This window comes from Blautia sp. DFI.1.216, from assembly GCF_020594215.1.
GTDB lineage: Bacteria > Bacillota > Clostridia > Lachnospirales > Lachnospiraceae > Blautia_A > Blautia_A wexlerae.
Genome location: NZ_JAJDML010000018.1, coordinates 21,786 through 40,610 on the forward strand (window position 1 = coordinate 21,786; position 18,825 = coordinate 40,610).

The 18,825-nt window shown below is 41.2% G+C and carries 13 protein-coding genes, 1 tRNA gene and 2 pseudogenes; 12 read left to right on the forward strand and 4 right to left on the reverse strand.

The window, feature by feature from the left end; translation table 11 throughout:
- Positions 1-48: 48 nt before the first annotated feature.
- Positions 49-1,512, reverse strand: a complete 1,464-nt coding sequence (locus tag LJE11_RS08875) for a nicotinate phosphoribosyltransferase (RefSeq protein WP_022380831.1) — start codon at positions 1,510-1,512, stop codon at positions 49-51.
- Between the two features lie 462 nt (positions 1,513-1,974).
- On the opposite strand from LJE11_RS08875, the gene LJE11_RS08880 reads away from it, so the two are divergent.
- Together LJE11_RS08880 and LJE11_RS08885 are read left to right on the forward strand one after the other, a co-directional pair.
- Positions 1,975-2,046, forward strand: a tRNA-Gln gene (locus tag LJE11_RS08880).
- Between the two features lie 65 nt (positions 2,047-2,111).
- The gene (locus tag LJE11_RS08885) at positions 2,112-3,386 is read left to right on the forward strand and encodes an AGE family epimerase/isomerase (protein ID WP_008707817.1); all 1,275 of its coding nucleotides are present in this window, start codon (positions 2,112-2,114) and stop codon (positions 3,384-3,386) included.
- A 117-nt stretch (positions 3,387-3,503) separates the two neighbouring features.
- On the opposite strand, the gene LJE11_RS08890 is transcribed toward LJE11_RS08885, so the two are convergent.
- The 3 genes and pseudogenes from LJE11_RS08890 to LJE11_RS20325 all read right to left on the reverse strand — a co-directional run bounded on the left by LJE11_RS08890 (position 3,504) and on the right by LJE11_RS20325 (position 4,795).
- Positions 3,504-3,866: an alanine:cation symporter family protein gene (locus LJE11_RS08890; RefSeq protein WP_227295866.1), complete on the reverse strand. Its 363-nt coding sequence runs from the start codon at positions 3,864-3,866 to the stop codon at positions 3,504-3,506.
- Positions 3,867-3,929: 63 nt separating this feature from the next.
- On the reverse strand, positions 3,930-4,574 hold the full coding sequence (locus LJE11_RS08895) for a phosphoribosyltransferase (protein WP_008707815.1): 645 nt from the start codon (positions 4,572-4,574) through the stop codon (positions 3,930-3,932).
- Positions 4,575-4,627: 53 nt separating this feature from the next.
- A pseudogene (locus LJE11_RS20325) lies at positions 4,628-4,795 on the reverse strand (DUF6783 domain-containing protein).
- Between LJE11_RS20325 and LJE11_RS20330 the strand changes: the two are divergent.
- The 10 genes and pseudogenes from LJE11_RS20330 to LJE11_RS08940 all read left to right on the forward strand — a co-directional run.
- Positions 4,733-4,870: pseudogene (locus tag LJE11_RS20330) on the forward strand (DUF6783 domain-containing protein); the annotation flags it as partial. The pseudogenes LJE11_RS20325 and LJE11_RS20330 sit on opposite strands and share 63 nt — an antisense overlap.
- Before the next feature lie 521 nt (positions 4,871-5,391).
- The gene (locus LJE11_RS08900; protein WP_227295868.1) at positions 5,392-6,087 is read left to right on the forward strand and encodes a response regulator transcription factor; all 696 of its coding nucleotides are present in this window, start codon (positions 5,392-5,394) and stop codon (positions 6,085-6,087) included.
- A 198-nt stretch (positions 6,088-6,285) separates the two neighbouring features.
- Positions 6,286-8,943 carry a sensor histidine kinase gene (locus LJE11_RS08905; protein ID WP_227295869.1) on the forward strand — a complete coding sequence of 886 codons (2,658 nt, stop codon included), beginning with the start codon at positions 6,286-6,288 and terminating at the stop codon, positions 8,941-8,943.
- Between the two features lie 136 nt (positions 8,944-9,079).
- The gene (locus LJE11_RS08910) at positions 9,080-9,790 is read left to right on the forward strand and encodes an acyl-[acyl-carrier-protein] thioesterase (protein WP_055058291.1); all 711 of its coding nucleotides are present in this window, start codon (positions 9,080-9,082) and stop codon (positions 9,788-9,790) included.
- 207 nt (positions 9,791-9,997) lie between these two features.
- Positions 9,998-10,828 (forward strand): rhamnulose-1-phosphate aldolase, encoded by an 831-nt coding sequence (gene rhaD / locus LJE11_RS08915; protein WP_227295871.1) that lies wholly within the window; start codon positions 9,998-10,000, stop codon positions 10,826-10,828.
- Between the two features lie 151 nt (positions 10,829-10,979).
- Positions 10,980-11,672, forward strand: a complete 693-nt coding sequence (locus LJE11_RS08920; RefSeq protein WP_008707810.1) for an L-ribulose-5-phosphate 4-epimerase — start codon at positions 10,980-10,982, stop codon at positions 11,670-11,672.
- A 420-nt stretch (positions 11,673-12,092) separates the two neighbouring features.
- Positions 12,093-13,319, forward strand: a complete 1,227-nt coding sequence (locus LJE11_RS08925) for a hypothetical protein (RefSeq protein ID WP_118566980.1) — start codon at positions 12,093-12,095, stop codon at positions 13,317-13,319.
- Positions 13,309-14,127, forward strand: a complete 819-nt coding sequence (locus LJE11_RS08930; RefSeq protein WP_022380130.1) for an alpha/beta hydrolase — start codon at positions 13,309-13,311, stop codon at positions 14,125-14,127. The genes LJE11_RS08925 and LJE11_RS08930 overlap by 11 nt, the downstream gene beginning before the upstream one ends.
- Positions 14,128-14,361: 234 nt before the next feature.
- Positions 14,362-15,201, forward strand: a complete 840-nt coding sequence (locus tag LJE11_RS08935; RefSeq protein ID WP_008707806.1) for a CvfB family protein — start codon at positions 14,362-14,364, stop codon at positions 15,199-15,201.
- Between the two features lie 133 nt (positions 15,202-15,334).
- Positions 15,335-18,802 (forward strand): DNA polymerase III subunit alpha, encoded by a 3,468-nt coding sequence (locus tag LJE11_RS08940; protein WP_227295873.1) that lies wholly within the window; start codon positions 15,335-15,337, stop codon positions 18,800-18,802.
- Positions 18,803-18,825: the final 23 nt, after the last annotated feature.

Below are 18,825 nucleotides of genomic sequence, written 5' to 3' on the forward strand. Positions count from 1 at the left end.
TGGAGCCGGGGACTTGTCTGTTTTGTTACTCTTAATCTGAGTTTATGCTCAGTCGAGAGCTTTCTCACTTATTTCTTCCAGAAGGTCTTTTTTCAGATCCCAGAGTTTCTGAGAAAGATCTACATATACTTTCTGAGGATTTACGAAACGTCTGGATTCATCCCAGAGAGTATTCTGCTCTTTCTGGCAGTATTCGCGAAGCTCCATAACAGATGGAGATTCATAGACCCGTTTACCTTCTCTGATGACAGGAACGAGAAGTTCGCGTACTTCATAGGTTCCGCCGAGAACTTTTGTCTTTTTCCAGGTATCGATTGGATCAAAGAGAACCATGTTCTGGTCTGCATCAAGCTTTTCATCAGCAAGGCAGATAAGATCTGCCCTGATTTTTCCGGTTTTCTTATTATAGAGACGATATACGGTTTTATTTCCAGGGTTGGTTACTTTCTCTGTGTTTTCGGAAAGCTTGATCTTAGGTGTAAATTCGGTACTGTCTGCATCTTTGACAGCAGCAAGTTTGTATACACCGCCGAATGCAGGATTATCGTTGGCAGTGATCAGTCGTGTTCCGACACCCCAGGAATTAATCTTGGCATCCTGAGCCTTCAGGCTCTCAATGAGATATTCGTCCAGATCGCTGGAAGCGGAAATAACTGCATCATCAAATCCGGCAGCAGCAAGCATCTTATATGCTTCTTTGGAAAGGTAGGCAAGATCACCACTGTCGATACGGATACCGTATTTGGTAAGCGGAATACCTTCTTCGCGCATTTCCTCAAATACACGAATTGCATTTGGAACACCGGATTTCAGGACATCATAGGTATCTACCAGTAAGGTGCAGGCATTCGGATAAAGTTTGGCATAGGTTTTGAATGCGGTATATTCATCCGGGAAGCTCATGATCCAGCTGTGTGCGTGAGTTCCAAGGACCGGTACGTCGAACATTTTGCCTGTGAGAACACAGGAAGTACCGGCACATCCACCGATGATTGCGGCACGTGCGCCAAAGATACCTGCATCCGGTCCCTGGGCACGACGCAGACCAAATTCCATGATCGCATCACCCTTTGCAGCATAGCAAACGCGGGCTGCTTTGGTAGCAATGAGGCTCTGGTGATTGATGATATTCAGGATTGCTGTCTCTACAAGCTGAGCTTCCATGATAGGTGCTACAACTTTGACAAGCGGTTCTCTTGGGAAGACAACTGTTCCCTCAGGAATTGCATAGATATCACCTGTGAAACGGAAGTTGCTTAAATATTCAAGGAAGTCCTCTTCAAAAATATTCAGGCTTCTGAGATATTTGATATCTTCATCTGTGAATTTAAGATTCTCAATATATTCAATCATCTGTTCCAGTCCGGCAGTGATGGCAAATGCACCTCCGCATGGATTGGTACGGTAAAACATATCGAAGATAACAGTCTGGTTTGTTGGGTTCTTAAAATAGCCCTGCATCATAGTAAGTTCATAAAGGTCTGTGAGCAGAGTAAGATTATTAGCTCTCATATATAGCTCTCCTTTTGGGTTCATAATAATATCTCGGGTGTAACTGTTTATCGCAATTTACAGATATCAGGCCAGGGCTGAATAGCTTTTGACCTCAGTATCATAATATATAGTCTGGAGAAATTATTATTAAGATTTCCTGCTGCTTTGATCTCTATAGCAAGTTTCTAGTGTGCCGACAAGTTGATTCTTGAAACAATCTTGCGTCAACCTGTCGGCACACCAGTTACGAGAATTGTTATATTTAAGAAAGAGTATATCAGAAGCAGCAATAAGTTTTTATTGATTATAGCATAATTTTTCCCGGAGTACATAAAAAAACTCCGGGAAATAGGCGGTATTTTCATGTTTTTGAAGAAAAATAAAAAAAATTAAAAAAATTTCAAAAAAGGGGTTGCATTTTTTGAAAGACTATTATATAATACCAATTGTCGCGAACGAAGTAGCGAAAACAAAACATAAAGGGCTATCGCCAAACGGTAAGGCAACGGACTCTGACTCCGTCAGTTCAAGGTTCGAATCCTTGTAGCCCTGCTACATGAGGCACCTCGGTATGAGGTGCTTTTTTGTGCTATAAGAGAAACTGAAATTTTTTGGAAGTGAAAGGTAAGATTAAGATGGAAAATTCGGGTAAAAAATATCAGATAGATACAGAAGAAAATAAAATGTTCTTAGGTGAATTGCAGAAAAATCTTTTAAATTTTGGAAAAGGATTTTTATCACCGGGAGGAAGTGCTTATTTCCTTGGGGATGATGGAACACCATGGAAAGACAGAAACAGAGAAACATGGATCACATGCCGTATGGTCCATGTATATAGTATGGGAATCATGCTTGGGGATAAAGAAAGTCCAGCACTGGTCCATGGTGCTGTACATGGATTACTGGAAGAACTGAAAGATTGTGAAAATGGAGGATGGTATCCGGGAATTACACCGGATAATAAATTCCTGCCAGATAAACAGTGTTATGCTCATGCATTTGTTCTTCTGGCTGCTTCTTCTGCTTTGCTGGCAGGAGAAAAAAATGCAGAAACTCTGCTTAAAGATGCATTGGAATTATTTGATAAACGGTTCTGGGATGAAAAACAGGGACTTACTTATGATACCTGGAATACAGAATTTACAGTTCTTGATGATTATCGCGGTCTTAACGCAAATATGCATACAGTAGAAGCGTTTCTGGCAGTAGCAGATGCAATAAAAGAAGAAAAGTACAGAATACGTGCAGGAAGAATTATAGATCATGTTATTGGATGGGCAAGCGCAAATGACTGGAGAATACCTGAACATTTTACAAAGGAATGGAAAGCTGATCTTGATTGCAATAAAGAATGTCCTGCTGATCGTTTTAAACCTTATGGAGCAACACCGGGCCATGGAATTGAGTGGGCCAGATTGATCGTGCAGTGGGCATATTCTTCTTATAAAGATACCCCTGATTCTGCAGAAGTATATTTAAAAGCTGCAGAGAAACTCTACAACAGAGCAGTTGAAGATTCCTGGAATGTGGATGGAAATCCTGGAATTGTGTATACGACTGACTGGGATGGAAAACCTGTTGTTCATGACAGAATGCATTGGACATTGGCAGAGGCAATCAATACATCAGCAGTCTTATGGCATATAACTCATAAGCAGAAATATGCAAAAGATTATGAAGAGTTTATGAGATATCTGGATGATAAGGTATTGGATCATAAAAATGGTTCCTGGTTTCATCAGTTAGATGAAAATAATAATGTGATAGGAACAGTATGGCCGGGAAAATCAGATGTATATCATGCTTTTCAGTCAACCTGGATCCCATATGGAACACCATATATATCAATTGCTTCAGATGTAAAACAGTATATGGAAGTATGCCATCAATAAAGTAAGTGTTTATTTGTACCCGGCGTACAAGATTTCTGTAAAATGCAGCCAGAACCTGACGGAACAAGGTTCTGGCTGCATTTTACTTCAGGATGATAAAAAGAATGATGTGGGTAATTATTTTTTAATCTCCGGCTGGAATCCTTTTACATCTTTGGCAATCTCGCCGCTTAACAGGAGCATGCAGATCAGGTTCGGGATAGCCATCAGTGCGTTGGCGATATCGGAGAAGTTCCATACCAGAGCTCCGGGACCACCGGAAACCATGGCTGTGGCAACACCGACGATATTTCCGGTACCGATGGTGGCTGCCAGTGAGGTTGTCAGTGCGGAAAAAGGTGATACATCTCCCTGTCCGCGGCTCTTGGTGCGGGCTTCCTTGCTGAGTGTGCTTTTCAGTGCATAGCCAAGGTTACGCCATGTAAGAAATCTGGTGCGCACAGTCAGGAAGATACCGGTTCCGACCAACAGGATCAGCATCACCGGTCCCCAGACAAAGTCATCAATTCTGGTAACAATTTCTTTATAAAATACTTCGAAGATTTACAGAGCTGAATATCCGTAGCTGCTGACAATGGCATCGATTTTTTGCTGCCTCTGACACATTGGACATTTTGTAGATGAATAGGAATGATAGTCCGGTATATCTTTGGTGTTAAAAATAGAATATACAGGGAGAGAAGCCACGCTGTCTACTCTGCTGAATATGGCTGCGATACCTCTGATAGTGCCTCCGTAATACAGAATGCTCTCGATTGCTTTGGACAAAGTAGAGCCTGTGGTAATCGAACCATTGAGGATCAGTACATTTTTGCCCTTGATCATTGGCTGAAAATTATCACGGAAGATAATCTGTCCGGAATTGCTGGATTCAGGAGTAATCACGTAGATCGTCTGATGAGCATTCAGGGAAAAAATGCCGGCTTTGGTAAGTTCTTCAGAAAGATATGCGCCAATTACTTCCAGTCCGTCCATACAGATAATGGTATCAACAGGAGTAGATACTTCATAATTAGCAGCCAGTTCGTGAGCAATATTCTGTGCTTCGGCAGTTCTGGATTTCATAGTTGTAAGATCCAGATAGTGAGTGATATGTGACTGAGATGTGACGAAATGTCCGGGAATTACCTTCAGCTGAATGCGGCTGTCACCACGGGCGTAGATTTTTGTCATGTTTTCCAGATTCATAAGAATACCTCCCTCGTTGAAAAAAAACGTGTAACTGTTCAGTAGCTTTGCGGTTAGCAGACCATTGAACAGTTATAAATCAGTACACTAGAGTGTGTCTGAAAAATCATTCCCGCAATCTGCACGCCCCACTTTGCGGGATATTTCACCCGAATTCAGTTGCCGTAGCCCGCTACGGCGCCCTCATCCGGGCAAAATATACCACAAATTGTAACGCACATCTTGCAGAAAGCCTTTTTCAGACACGCTCTAATCTTGTAAAACATTGTAGCATTGTTTTGCCGAAAAATAAATAATATTGTACAAAATCAATAAAAAATTATGCGATATGTATGAAGATTGTTAATAAAATACCAAAAAACATATAACGATGATCCCCTGGTGCGTTGATGGAAGTATTATTTACGAGGGTTGCTATAGATTGGTTGTGAGTTATGGAGAATGGAATAAACAGTGATGGGTGTGGAAATGGGAAACAGAAGAGAATATTCTATAGAAGTAATATATGTGAAATGATATAATGATTTTCAGTCTATTATTGACTGTCAGAAAAAGAGAAAAGATGAGATAAAAAATGTATACAGCAGAACGAATAGAAGAATTGGATGAAAATAGGAGCCTGATAAAAGTGACAGATTAACAGCCTGATATTTTGACTGCGAAAAGTGAATAATCATAAGAAAATCTTAAGAATTTGTCCCTTTCATATTAAGAAGCTTCGATTATTCTAATATCAGAAATACAAAATAAGAAGCCGGGGTGTCTGTACATGAGAGATTTCAGACTGGCATTTCGGATGATGAGGGAGGTGTATAAAGTGGCGAATATTCTGGTCTGCGATGATGATAAAGACATTGTAGAGGCAATCAGTATTTATCTGGAGCAGGAAGGGTATGTGATTTTTAAAGCATATGATGGTTTGGAAGCGATCAATATACTGCGCAGTCAGCCGGTGGATCTGCTGATCATAGATATTATGATGCCGAAGTTGGATGGCATCCGGGCTACTTTGAAGATAAGGGAAGAGAATCCTCTTCCGATCATTATTCTTTCTGCAAAATCAGAAGATGCAGATAAGATCCTTGGATTAAATGTAGGAGCAGATGATTATGTGACAAAACCTTTTAATCCGCTGGAACTGGTGGCGAGGGTGAAATCACAGCTTCGCAGATATACAAGGCTGGGAGCAGCAATACCTGTGGAGAATGCTCATATCTACGAGACAGGAGGTCTGAGTATAAACGATGATCTGAAGGAAGTCAGGGTAGACGGTGATGTGGTAAAGCTGACACCTATTGAGTACAATATCCTGTTTCTTCTGATGAAGAATCAGGGAAGGGTATTTTCTATTAATCAGATTTATGAAAATATCTGGAATGAGGAAGCAGTTGCTGCAGATAATACGGTGGCAGTGCATATCCGGCATATCAGAGAAAAAATTGAGATTAATCCAAGGGAGCCAAGATACCTGAAGGTTGTGTGGGGACTTGGATATAAGGTGGAAAAAATTTAACCAAATCAAGTAAGTCCCCTGCTTCAATTGCGAAAAGCAATAAGCAGTGGGTGGGGACTTGCTTGTATCAGGAGGTGTGCAAGCACATTCTGATAAACTGTGAAGCAGTTATTTGGTTATGAGCAAGTAGCAAAGCGGATTGCGAATATCCGCTTGACAAAGCAATAAATTAAATAAAAAAGGAAAGGGACAAACATTATGAAGGGAAAAGGATACAGAAGCAGTTCTGTCAAGGCAATCTGGATCGTGATCGCGCATCTGGCAGCAGTTGCAGCAGCAGTCTGTGTAGCTATGTTTGTGATGATCTATCAGACTGGAATCCGCCTGGATGACAGAGGCAAAAGTTACACAGAATCAGAAGCATTTGAGAAACAGGTCAGCAACAGAGGATCAGATATTCTGGTCAGTCTGGCAGCGCAGGATGACATTAACTATCTGAAAAATGCTGGTTCATCGGCAGTGATCGATCTGGCAGAATTTGAGGAAAAAGGAAACACCCGTGATTCCATCAGAGACCTTTCTCTGAAAAATACTTCTGGGCTTGCGTACTCTGTAAGTGATCTTCTGGAGTGGGGAAAAGACTGGGAGGCAAACTATTATGAAGGTGTTTATGACGAAGATTCACAGGTCATAAGATGTGAATCTTTTGACGGAACCAGCCACTATTTTTATCGGACTGACTTTAAAAAGATGGTGGCAGATGGAACACTGAAAATTAATTACAATACAGATTTTCTTGAAGAAGATGATTTCGAATCAAAGACCGAGTCCGAGAAACTGGATACCGTAGCAGATGAACTTTATTACAGATATACCTCACAATCAGAGAATATCGGCAACGTTACGGATACCAGAACAAACACAGAATATCCGGGATGTTTTTTCGTAGAACTGAGTCAGCTGGACGAGAAATTTGCACCACAGGGAGCTGAGAATATCCTGGATGCGGTAAACAAAAGCACGGAATGGAATGGGAGACTGGAGGATGCATATAAGGAGTTATTCACACTTCTGGACTGCATCCGTGCCATACAGTCAGATGAACAGTTCAATGATTATGAAACATCACTGGCATCCGTCTTTCACAGCGTGGGAGACTATACCGAAGGGAGTACCAACCTCACATATCTTTTCGCAGATAAAGAAACACAGACAATCTATACAAATAAAAAAGCGTACAGCAGTTACGCACAGCTGGAGCAGAACCTTGAGAAAATATTTAAGGAAAAAGCATATGCAGTTGTTTACCCGGAATTAAGTGAGTGTGTTACAAATATTCCGGGTGCAGATCTGCAGGTGTGGAATCATACCATTGATCAGAGCTTTGACACAAAGGATTTTGTATTTGCAGTTTCGGTTGATACGAAATTTTCTGTGGCAGATTCCATGGCTGATGAGGCAGAGAACTATGAGACATATTCAAAGCTTATGTTTCCGATGCTGGCAGGAGCAATCTTCGGAAGTGTGCTCTGGCTGATCGGTATGGTGTGGCTGACTGTGACAGCAGGAAGGAAACCAAAGGATGAAGAAATTCATCTCAACGGATTTGACAGATGGTATACAGAAATTGCGGCAGGAACAGTAATCGGTATATGGCTGGCAGGAACGATCATATCGGGAACCTTGATCGCCAACTCATCATTGGGTTACAGTCATGCAGCAGTGACAGTGATTGTTATCTGTCTCATATGTGGGACTTATACAATGGCATGGTTTCTGATCGGATATCTCAGCCTGGTAAGAAGAATAAAAGCAGGAACCTTATGGAAAAACAGTATGATTAGAAAAGTTCTGAAATGGATTGGAAAATGCAGTGGGAAGCTTGCTGATTTTGCCAGAGCTTTTTCCAGAAATACAGCAGAAAAAATAAAAGTTCTGCTTGTGGGAGGTGCATTTTTATTTTTGCAGTTCCTGATCATCGGCTGCGTATTCAGTGGTGCAGGAGTATTCCTGCTGGCATTGATGGCTGTAGATGTGGCTGTTATGATTTTCGCCATCAGAAAAGCAGACGGGCAGGATCGTATTATGGATGGTCTGAAGAAAATAAGCGATGGAGAACTGCAGTATAAGATCAAAACAGATACACTTACCGGAAAACAGAAGGTGATGGCAGAATATATCAACAATATTGGCAGTGGTCTGGATGCTGCTGTGGAGAACAGCCTGAAAAAGGAAAGAATGCAGACAGAGCTGATCACAAATGTTTCCCATGACCTGAAAACACCTCTGACTTCCATTATCAATTATGTAGATCTGATGAAACGTGAGAACCCGACAGATCCGAAAATACAGGAATATCTACGCATCCTGGATGAGAAATCCCAGAGACTGAAGGTGCTCACAGAGGATGTGGTAGAGGCATCCAAGGCAAGCACCGGAAACATTAAGCTGGAGATGAATGATATTGATTTTGTGGAAATGGTGCAGCAGGTGATCGGAGAATTTGAAGAGAAATTCCAGGAGAAGAACCTGACTATGATGGTACATTTCACAGACGAACCGTCCATTATCTACGCAGACGGTCAGAGAATGTGGCGTGTCCTGGAAAACGTATTCGGCAATGTTGTGAAGTACGCAATGGAGGGCACCAGAGTTTACGCAGAGATCAGCAACAGAAATAAAAAAGTAACCTTTTCCCTGAAAAATATTTCAGCACAGCCTTTGAATATCTCTGCGGATGAACTGACAGAACGATTTATCAGAGGAGATGTGGCGAGAAATACAGAGGGAAGCGGACTGGGACTCTCTATCGCAAAGAGCCTGACAGAGCTGCAGGGAGGTGAGTTTAAGCTATACCTGGATGGGGATCTGTTTAAGGTAATGATCACATTTGTAGCAAAGAATTACAGTAAATAATATAACGTAGAACAAAGATAAGGCATAGGGCAGTTTATAAAAAACTGTTTTATGCCTTATACTTTTGGCTTGTTATAATAATAGAAAAGAAGTATATTAAAAAATCATAGCGACATAAGAAAAGAGGACATAAAAAATGAATTACAGTTTTAACAGTAGAGTCAGATACAGTGAGACAGGTGAGAACGGCAAACTGACATTACCGGGTGTTTTGAACTATTTTCAGGATTGCTGTACATTTCATGCGGAGTCGGTCGGGCTTGGAGGAGACGTGCTGAAGGCAAGAGACAGAGCGTGGGTTCTTTCTTCCTGGCAGGTAATTGTGGATGAATATCCTGCTATGGGAACGGAAATCAGGATCACGACAGCACCTTATGATTTCAAAGGATTCATGGGTATGCGTAATTTCACCATAGAAACAATGGATGGGAAGAAGCTTGCCTGGGCGAACTCCAACTGGACACATCTGGCCATCAGTACAGGGATTCCGGCGAGACTGACACCTGCAGATACAGACAATTACATACTCGGCGAAAAGCTGGAAATGGATTATGCACCGAGGAAAATCAAACTTCCGGATGACATGACTTCACAGGAATCATTCACAGTGCAGAAGCATCATCTTGACACTAATCATCATGTAAACAACTGTCAGTATATCTGTATGGCAGAAGATTTCCTGCCGGAAGATTTCAAAGTATACCAGATGCGTGCAGAGTATAAGATGCAGGCAAAACTTGGAGATATAATCTGCCCGAAAGCAAAAGCAGAAACAGGAAAGGTGATTGTATCGCTTGATGATACAGACGGAAAAGCATACGCAATTATAGAATTTCAGCAAAAATAACGGTAAAAATCTTCTGAACAGGATGAATAGCAGGACAGAATTGACAAAGATATTTCGGAATTGATGTGTGGTTTTGTGAGAGATTTTTTGAATAAATTATTTACAAACAACAAGAAACAATATATAATACATTCATAAACAACAAGAAACAATATATTGTTAAAAACAAACAACACAAAACCACAAAAAGCGGAGGGTATATATATTATGAAAATTCTGGAATCTAAATTTGTACAGGGATTTATCAAAATGGCAAATGACGGTTATCTTCAGGGATGGCATGAGAGAAACGGCGGAAACTTAAGCTATCGTCTGAAACCGGAGGAAGTAGAGATGATTCGTCCCCGTCTGAATGCACCTGGAGAATGGATACCGATCGGGATAGAGGTTCCGGGATTAGCAGGAGAGTTTTTCCTTGTAACGGGAAGCGGTAAATATTTCAGAAATATTATCGTGGATCCGGAAGTATGTCTTGCGATCATTGAACTGGATGAGACAGGAATGAATTACAGAATCCGCTGGGGCCTGGTTGAGGGCGGCAGACCTACCAGTGAGCTTCCGACTCATCTGATGAATCATGAAGTGAAGAAGAAACTGACAAACGGAAAACATCGTGTTATTTATCATGCACATACGACAAATACAATTGCTCTGACATTTGTTCTGCCACTGGATGATAAGATCTTTACAAGAGAGTTATGGGAATCTGCTACAGAGTGTCCGGTTGTATTCCCGGACGGCGTGGGTGTTGTCGGCTGGATGGTACCGGGTGGAAGAGAAATTGCCATAAAAACAGCAGAATTAATGCAGAAATATGATGTTGTTATCTGGGCACATCATGGAATGTTCTGCTCAGGTGAAGATTTTGACCTGACATTTGGTCTGCTCCATACGGTAGAAAAATCTGCAGAGATCCTGGTGAAGATTCTTTCTATGACTCCAAATAAACTTCAGACTATTACACCGGACAATTTCCGTTCACTTGCAAGAGATTTCAAGGTAAGTCTGCCTGAAGAGTTTCTGTATGAGAAACAGTAAAATAATCAACATACAAGTTGGTACATGTACCGTACAAGTGCTATAATACAGATATTAAGAGATTTTCCGGGTGGGATATGCAGAAAAAAGCCGGAACATCTGAAAGCTGTTGTAAAAGAATATCTGAAAAGCAAAAGGAGAGGTACAAATCATGCTGGAGAAATTAAAAGAGGAAGTTTACAAAGCAAACATGGATCTTCCAAAATACGGACTTGTTACATTTACATGGGGAAATGTAAGCGGAATCGACAGAGAATCAGGACTTTTTGTCATCAAACCAAGTGGAGTTGATTATGATCTGCTGACACCGGATGATATGGTTGTTGTAGACCTGAATGGAAATAAGGTAGAAGGAAAATACAATCCATCTTCTGATACAGCAACTCATGTAGAACTGTACAAAGCATTCCCGAATATCGGAGGAGTTGTACATACACATTCTTCATGGGCAACAAGCTGGGCGCAGGCCGGAAGAGCAATCCCATGTTATGGAACCACACATGCAGATTATATTTATGGTGAAGTTCCATGTGCACGCTGCCTGGAAGGCAAGGAATTTGAAGAATATGAGAAAAACACAGGACTTCTGATCGTAGACCTGTTTAAGGACAAAGATTATGAAGCAGTACCTGCAGTACTTTGCAAAAACCATGGACCATTTGCATGGGGTAAGGATGCTCATGAAGCAGTACATAATGCAGTTGTTCTTGAGGAAGTTGCCAAGATGGCATCCCGCTGTGAGCTGATCAATCCACAGGTAAAACCTGCACCACAGGATCTGCAGGATAAGCACTACTTCAGAAAACATGGTGCAAATGCATATTATGGACAGGGAAATAAATAATCGCTGATCTGAAAATAAAAGATATGAACTTGTTAAAGATATAAAAAATCTCCCGGATAAGAGTAAGCGCTTCTCTTATCCGGGAGATTTTTTGTAGCAGAAGAAACAAGGAAAATTCTTCTGCCATATTGCAGAAAGTCCGGGCAATTTTCTGCAACTTTATCGAAGGAGGAGAACGTTTCAGGGCAGACCGTTAGCATGAATGCAAAAGATGTCATGATCCTTGAAAGATAATAACAGCTGAACTTTAATATTGTATGGTTCGTTTAATTTGCAGTAAACGGGACAGCAACATTTTATTTTGCACCTTAACAATTACATATATTTACCTTATAATGAACTCATAAGAAAATGCAAGAAATTAGGTTGATATACCGGAATAGTAACAGTAAGGATTTCAGACAACCGGAGGAAATGCATATGAAAGAGCAGCAGGAAAAAATAAGAGTATTAGATCCACATATAATACTGATATTATTTATATCAGCGTTTGTATTCGGCATAGGAATGCTGATGATTTTCCTGGAAAGAAAGGAAATAAGAACAGAGGGATATGAATTTATAATTTTTAGTGTGGAAATATTAATGTTGCTGTTAATCTTGTATTATATGAGAACTGTTGTGCTGAGCAGAGAAGGCTGTACGGTATCCTGGCTGTTTTGGAAGAGAAATTATAAATGGGAAGAGCTTGCTGTTATCAGAGAGGATGTCTGGTATACATATGGTAAAGGAGGGAGCATACGTTATCAGGGGATTGTATTTTCCAAATATGCAGTAAATAAGAAGAAAAAGAAATATACTACCAGGATGATCGTTGATGCGTTTCCGCTTTCAGATTGTTTTTACATTACTTTTGATGAACATGGCAATGTTTTTTCTTATAAATTAGAAAAAGGAAAAAAGCAAGTTATTAGAAAAATGTACGTAAATGTTCGTGAAAAAATGAAGGAATGGGGAGTGGAGGCAGAAAAAGGAGAGGGAATAAAAGAAGAAGAAAAACAAAGACAATATGATGAAATGATAGAATTGAGGAGGCAACAAAGAAAAAAAATTCAAAGCAAAGGAGCAGACTATACAAATTTAAAAGAATATCAGCAAGAAGTAATAAAGATCAGAGATTTTTTGCAGATAACCATGGTAATACTTATTACGGTACTGCTTATTTGGACAGGGCTGTCTGCTGAAGAGGGAGAAAGAATTCCAATATTGATTCTTGAGTTTTTGATTGATGCACCATTATTGTTTTTCTCTTCAAAAGTCGTAACATTAAGTAAAGAAGGCTGCAAAATATCGTATCTGTTTTTCAAAAAAATGTATAAATGGGAAGAACTTGAAATTATACGTGAAGATTATTTTCCAAGTTTCCGAGACAGGAGAAGCAGAGGGATTGTTTTTTCTAAAAGAAAAAAGAATAAAGCAGGATATATATATACAACACGGGAAATTGTAGGATCAGGTCATATTTTAGAGTGTTTTTATATTGTTCTTGATGCAGATGGAAATATACATTTATATAAGCGTTTGGCAGCAAAGGATGGCAAAACAAAACTGAGAAAAGTAGCTGTAAATATTCCCCAAAAATTAGCGGAATGGGGAGTAGAAATGGAAAAAATGATGAAATATACAGGAGGAACTTATGATTTATAAGAAGATTGAAATTGCAGTAGACGGATATAAAGAAACTGCAGATTTATACACTTATTTTCTGGATAATTCCATTGAAATGCATATCAACAGAAAGCGTCCGGTAGTTGTGATCTGCCCGGGAGGCGGGTATGCTATGACTTCTGACAGAGAAGCAGAACCGATCGCCATGCAGTATCTGGTAAGGGGATATCATGCAGTGATCCTGCGCTATAGCGTAGAACCTGCCAGATATCCACTGGCACTCTTGCAGCTTGCGAAGTCTGTTGCTTTTTTAAGAAAAAATGCTGCAGAGTTTCATATTGATACGAATAAAATTGTTCTGCAGGGCTTTTCCGCAGGTGGTCATCTGGCAGCAAGTCTTGGCGTTTTCTGGAAGAAAGATTTTATTGCACAGACACTTGGGGTAACTTCTGATATGGTGAAACCAAATGGTATGATCTTAAGTTATCCGGTGATCACTTCCGGTGAGTTTGCACATACAGGTTCCTTTGAATGCTTGCTTGGAGAGGATTATAATGATCTTGATAAGAGAAAAGAACAGTCTCTGGAATTCCAGGTATCTAAAGATACACCAACCACATTCCTGTGGCATACAGTGACAGATGATTGTGTTCCTGTAGAGAATTCTCTGTTGTTCTTCAATGCGTTGCGCAAATTTGAAATTCCGGTAGAAATGCATCTTTATCCGGTTGGCGGACATGGTTTAAGTCTTGCAAACGAAGAGACAAGCCACGAAGACGGAGGCTGCGTGCAGAAAGAGTGCCAGTCCTGGATGGAACTGGCGTGCAAGTGGATGCAGAATATATAATACACGATAAAGAATCTGTCTGAGTGTATGTGAAATTGAATTGGAATAAAATACATCCTGATCTATAGGGAACAGTAACGTAAAATAAGATAATAAAAAATAATAAGGCGGCATTGTGCCGCCTTTATTATTTATGTTATACTGAAATATAAAGCTAATGTCAGAGGATGATGACAGTATAGTATATTTTTAATTTTTTTAAAAAGATACTATCACAACAGAAATGGAGATTATATGATAGAGTTAGGAAAAAAACAGAAATTAACAGTAGTGAAGTCCGTAGATTTTGGTGTATATCTGGGTGAGGATATGCAGGCAGATGCAAAGAACCGTGTTCTTCTTCCGTCCAGACAGGTTCCGGAAGGAACAAAGGAAGGCGACAGCATTGAAGCATTTATCTACAAGGATTCTCAGGATCGTCTTATTGCAACAACAAAAGAACCGAAGCTTCAGGTAGGTCAGACAGCAGTTCTGAAAGTCTCTCAGGTAACAAGGATTGGTGCATTCCTTGACTGGGGACTGGAGAAAGACCTTCTGCTTCCATATCATGAGCAGACTCTGAAAGTAAGAGAGGGAGAAGATGTGCTGGTAGCACTCTATATTGACAAGAGCAGTCGTCTCTGCGCAACTATGAAGGTTTATCATTATCTTTCCACCAGAACTCCTTATGTAGTGGGAGATATGGTGAAGGGCCGTGTTTATGAGATCAGCGACAGATTCGGTGTATTTGTGGCAGTTGATGATAAATATTCTGCACTGATCCCTGCAAGAGAAGCCAAGGGAAAATACCGTCCGGGCAAGATCCTTGAGCTGCGTGTCAGCGAAGTAAAAGAAGACGGAAAAATGAACGTCACAGATCGTCAGAAAGCATATCTTCAGATCAATGAGGATGCGGAGAATGTCCTTGAAGTGATCAATGAATTTGCAGGTGTTCTTCCATTTGATGACAAGGCATCACCAGAAGTGATCCAGAGAGAATTTGGTCTGAGTAAGGGAGCGTTTAAACGTGCCATTGGCCATCTGATGAAGGAAGGCAAAGTAGAGATTAAGGACAAGAGAATCTACGCGAAATAGTAACAGACAAGCAAGTTCCCACCCAATGATTATTGCTTTTCGCAATTGAAGCATGGGACTTACCTGATTCAGTTAAATTTATAAAAATATGCTGCGATAAAATTGCAGATATTAGAACAGGAGAGAAATAGAGTTGGAGTTTACACATCTTCACGTCCATACAGAATACAGTCTGCTGGATGGTTCCAATAAGATAAAAGAATATGTAGCCCGTGTCAAAGAACTTGGCATGGACAGTGCGGCGATCACAGATCATGGAGTTATGTATGGTGTGATTGATTTTTATCGTGCAGCAAGAGCCGAGGGAATCAATCCGATTCTGGGATGTGAGGTTTATGTAGCCCCCGGCTCCCGATTTGACCGTGAAGCAGGAAGTGGCGAGGACAGATATTACCATCTGGTTCTTCTGGCAGAAAATAATCAGGGGTATGCCAACCTGATGAAGATAGTATCAAAGGGTTTCACAGAAGGATTCTATTATAAACCGCGAGTAGATCTTGCGGTATTAAAAGAGTACCATGAAGGGATTATTGCCTTAAGTGCCTGCCTTGCAGGTGAGGTTGCCAGATATCTTCAGAGAGGCATGTATGAGGATGCAAAGGCAGCAGCTCTTCGTTATCAGGATATTTTTGGCAAAGGGAATTTCTTCCTGGAATTACAGGATCATGGAATTCCTGCGCAGAGACTGGTAAATCAGGAACTTCTCCGTATGCACGAAGAAACAGGGATTGACCTTGTGGTAACCAATGATGTGCATTATACAAGGGCGGAGGATGCTGATCCTCATGATATTCTTCTCTGTCTGCAGACAAACAAGAAACTGGCAGACGAGGACAGAATGCGTTATGAGGGCGGCCAGTATTATGTGAAATCCCCGGAAGAAATGGCAGAACTTTTCCCATATGCGTTGGAGGCCCTGGAGAATACTCATAAGATTGCACAGAGATGTCATGTTGAGATTGAATTTGGCGTGACCAAGCTTCCAAGATTCGATGTGCCGGATGGTCTTACATCCTGGGAATATCTGAACAAGCTATGCTTCGAGGGACTGGAGGAACGTTATCAGCCGGTTACAGAGGAATTAAAAGCTCGTCTGAATTACGAATTATCTACTATAAAAAATATGGGCTACGTGGATTACTTCCTTATAGTATGGGATTTTATTAAATATGCCCGCGATCATGACATTATGGTAGGACCGGGACGTGGCTCTGCAGCGGGAAGTCTGGTTGCTTATACCTTGGGCATCACACAGCTTGATCCTATTCGCTATGATCTGCTCTTTGAGCGATTTCTGAATCCGGAACGAGTATCTATGCCTGATATTGACGTTGACTTCTGCTTCGAAAGAAGGCAGGAGGTTATTGAATATGTCCGCCGTAAATATGGGGATGATTGTGTGGTTCAGATCGTTACTTTTGGTACGCTGGCAGCCCGTGGTGTGATCCGGGATGTGGGCCGTGTACTGGATATGCCTTATGCACAGGTGGATTCCATTGCGAAAATGATCCCGCAGGAATTAAATATTACTATAGATAAAGCCCTTACTATGAACCCTGAGCTGAAAAAAGCATATGAAGAACAGGATGAAATTCATTATCTGATTGATATGGCAAGACGTCTGGAGGGACTTCCCAGACATACCTCCATGCATGCGGCAGGTGTTGTTATCAGCCAGAAGGACGTATCAGAATATGTACCGCTTTCCAGAGCATCAGACGGGTCTATTGTCACTCAGTTTACCATGACAACACTGGAAGAATTGGGACTTTTAAAAATGGACTTCCTGGGACTTCGTACTCTGACTGTGATCCAGAATGCAGTAAAGCTGATCCAGAAGGATGCAGGAGTGACTCTGGATATGCAGAAGATTAATTATGATGATAAAAAGGTTTTGGATTCCCTTGGCACCGGTCGTTCTGATGGTGTATTTCAGCTTGAAAGTGCGGGAATGAAAAACTTCATGAAGGAACTGAAGCCTCAGAGTCTGGAAGATGTGATCGCAGGAATTTCTCTTTACCGCCCGGGCCCCATGGATTTTATCCCCCAGTATATCCGGGGCAAAAACCGTCCGGATACCATCCGTTACGACTGCCCTCAGCTGGAGCCGATCCTGAAGCCTACTTATGGGTGTATTGTCTATCAGGAACAGGTTATGCAGATCGTTCGTAACCTGGCAGGTTATACTCTGGGCCGAAGCGACCTGGTGCGCCGTGCAATGTCCAAAAAGAAGGCCTCTGTCATGGAAAAGGAGCGCCAGAACTTTGTTTACGGAAATGAAGCAGAGGGAGTTCCAGGCTGTATTGCAAATGGAATTGATGAGGCAACGGCAAATAAAATCTATGATGAAATGATTGATTTCGCCAAATATGCTTTTAATAAGTCCCATGCAGCAGCCTATGCAGTTGTTTCCTATCAGACTGCATATCTGAAATATTACTATCCTGTGGAATTTATGGCCGCATTAATGACATCGGTTATTGATTTTCCAAATAAGGTTGCAGAATATATTCTGGTCTGCAGACAGATGGGGATTAAGATCCTGCCGCCGGATGTGAACTGTGGAATGTATGGATTCTCTGTAGATAACGGTGCAATCCGATATGGCCTGTCCGCTATAAAGAGTGTGGGACGTCCGGTTATTGAAAGCCTGGTAAGAGAGAGGGAAGAGAACGGACAATATCGTTCCCTGAAGGATTTTATGGAACGAAACTCTCCGCAGATGAATAAGCGAGCAGTAGAAAACTTTATCAAAGCAGGTGCGCTGGATTGCCTGGATGGTAACCGCCGCCAGAAAATGCTGGTTTATCAGAAGATTTCCGACAACATCAGTCAGGAGAAGAAGAATTCACTGGCAGGCCAGATGAGCCTTTTTGATCTGGTAAGCGAGGAGGACAAGAAAGAATTTGAAATCCGTATGCCCGATGTGGAGGAATTTGGAAAAGAGGAACTTCTGGGATATGAGAAGGAAGTTCTGGGAATCTACCTCAGTGGTCATCCTCTGGAAAATTACCGGGAAATGATGGAGAAAACCATTTCTGCGAAAACCTCGGATTTTCAGCAGGATGAAGAAACAAATCTTCCGAAAGTCACGGATGGTCAGAAAGTAATTATCGGTGGAATGATTACGGATAAAACCATCAAATATACAAAGAATAATAAGGTTATGGCATTCCTCACAGTGGAGGATCTGGTAGGAACAGTGGAGGTAGTTGTGTTCCCCAGAGATTATGAGAAAAGTCAGCAGTTCCTGAATGAAGAAGGCAGAGTATTTATTCAGGGCAGAGTATCTGCAGAGGACGATCGCGCCAGTAAACTGATCCTTGAAAAAATCCGTCCCTTTGACAATATGCCAAGGGAAATCTGGATACAGTTTGACAATAAAGAAAGCTACACACAGCAATCTCAGGAACTGCTTGCAGACCTCAGACGTTCACCGGGTGACAGTGCTGTTGTGATCTACCTGAAAGACGTAAAGGCCATAAAGAAGCTTCCGGTTGGATATCATGCACAAATTCAGGACTTATGGCTGAACTATATGTACGAAAAATATGGTAAAACCAATGTTAAAGTTGTAGAAAGAGGATTGAAAAACTTATAGAAATGCGCTAAACTATACCCGGA

Bases quoted from the DNA above. Each gene is read 5' to 3' on its own strand.
- LJE11_RS08935 (WP_008707806.1), top strand. From the start codon at position 14,362: ATGATAGAGTTAGGAAAAAAACAGAAATTAACAGTAGTGAAGTCCGTA.
- LJE11_RS08895 (WP_008707815.1), bottom strand. From the start codon at position 4,574: ATGAATCTGGAAAACATGACAAAAATCTACGCCCGTGGTGACAGCCGC.
- LJE11_RS08890 (WP_227295866.1), bottom strand. From the start codon at position 3,866: ATGCTGATCCTGTTGGTCGGAACCGGTATCTTCCTGACTGTGCGCACC.
- LJE11_RS08875 (WP_022380831.1), bottom strand. From the start codon at position 1,512: ATGAGAGCTAATAATCTTACTCTGCTCACAGACCTTTATGAACTTACT.
- LJE11_RS08925 (WP_118566980.1), top strand. From the start codon at position 12,093: ATGAAAGAGCAGCAGGAAAAAATAAGAGTATTAGATCCACATATAATA.
- LJE11_RS08910 (WP_055058291.1), top strand. From the start codon at position 9,080: ATGAATTACAGTTTTAACAGTAGAGTCAGATACAGTGAGACAGGTGAG.
- LJE11_RS08930 (WP_022380130.1), top strand. From the start codon at position 13,309: ATGATTTATAAGAAGATTGAAATTGCAGTAGACGGATATAAAGAAACT.
- LJE11_RS08920 (WP_008707810.1), top strand. From the start codon at position 10,980: ATGCTGGAGAAATTAAAAGAGGAAGTTTACAAAGCAAACATGGATCTT.
- rhaD (WP_227295871.1), top strand. From the start codon at position 9,998: ATGAAAATTCTGGAATCTAAATTTGTACAGGGATTTATCAAAATGGCA.
- LJE11_RS08905 (WP_227295869.1), top strand. From the start codon at position 6,286: ATGAAGGGAAAAGGATACAGAAGCAGTTCTGTCAAGGCAATCTGGATC.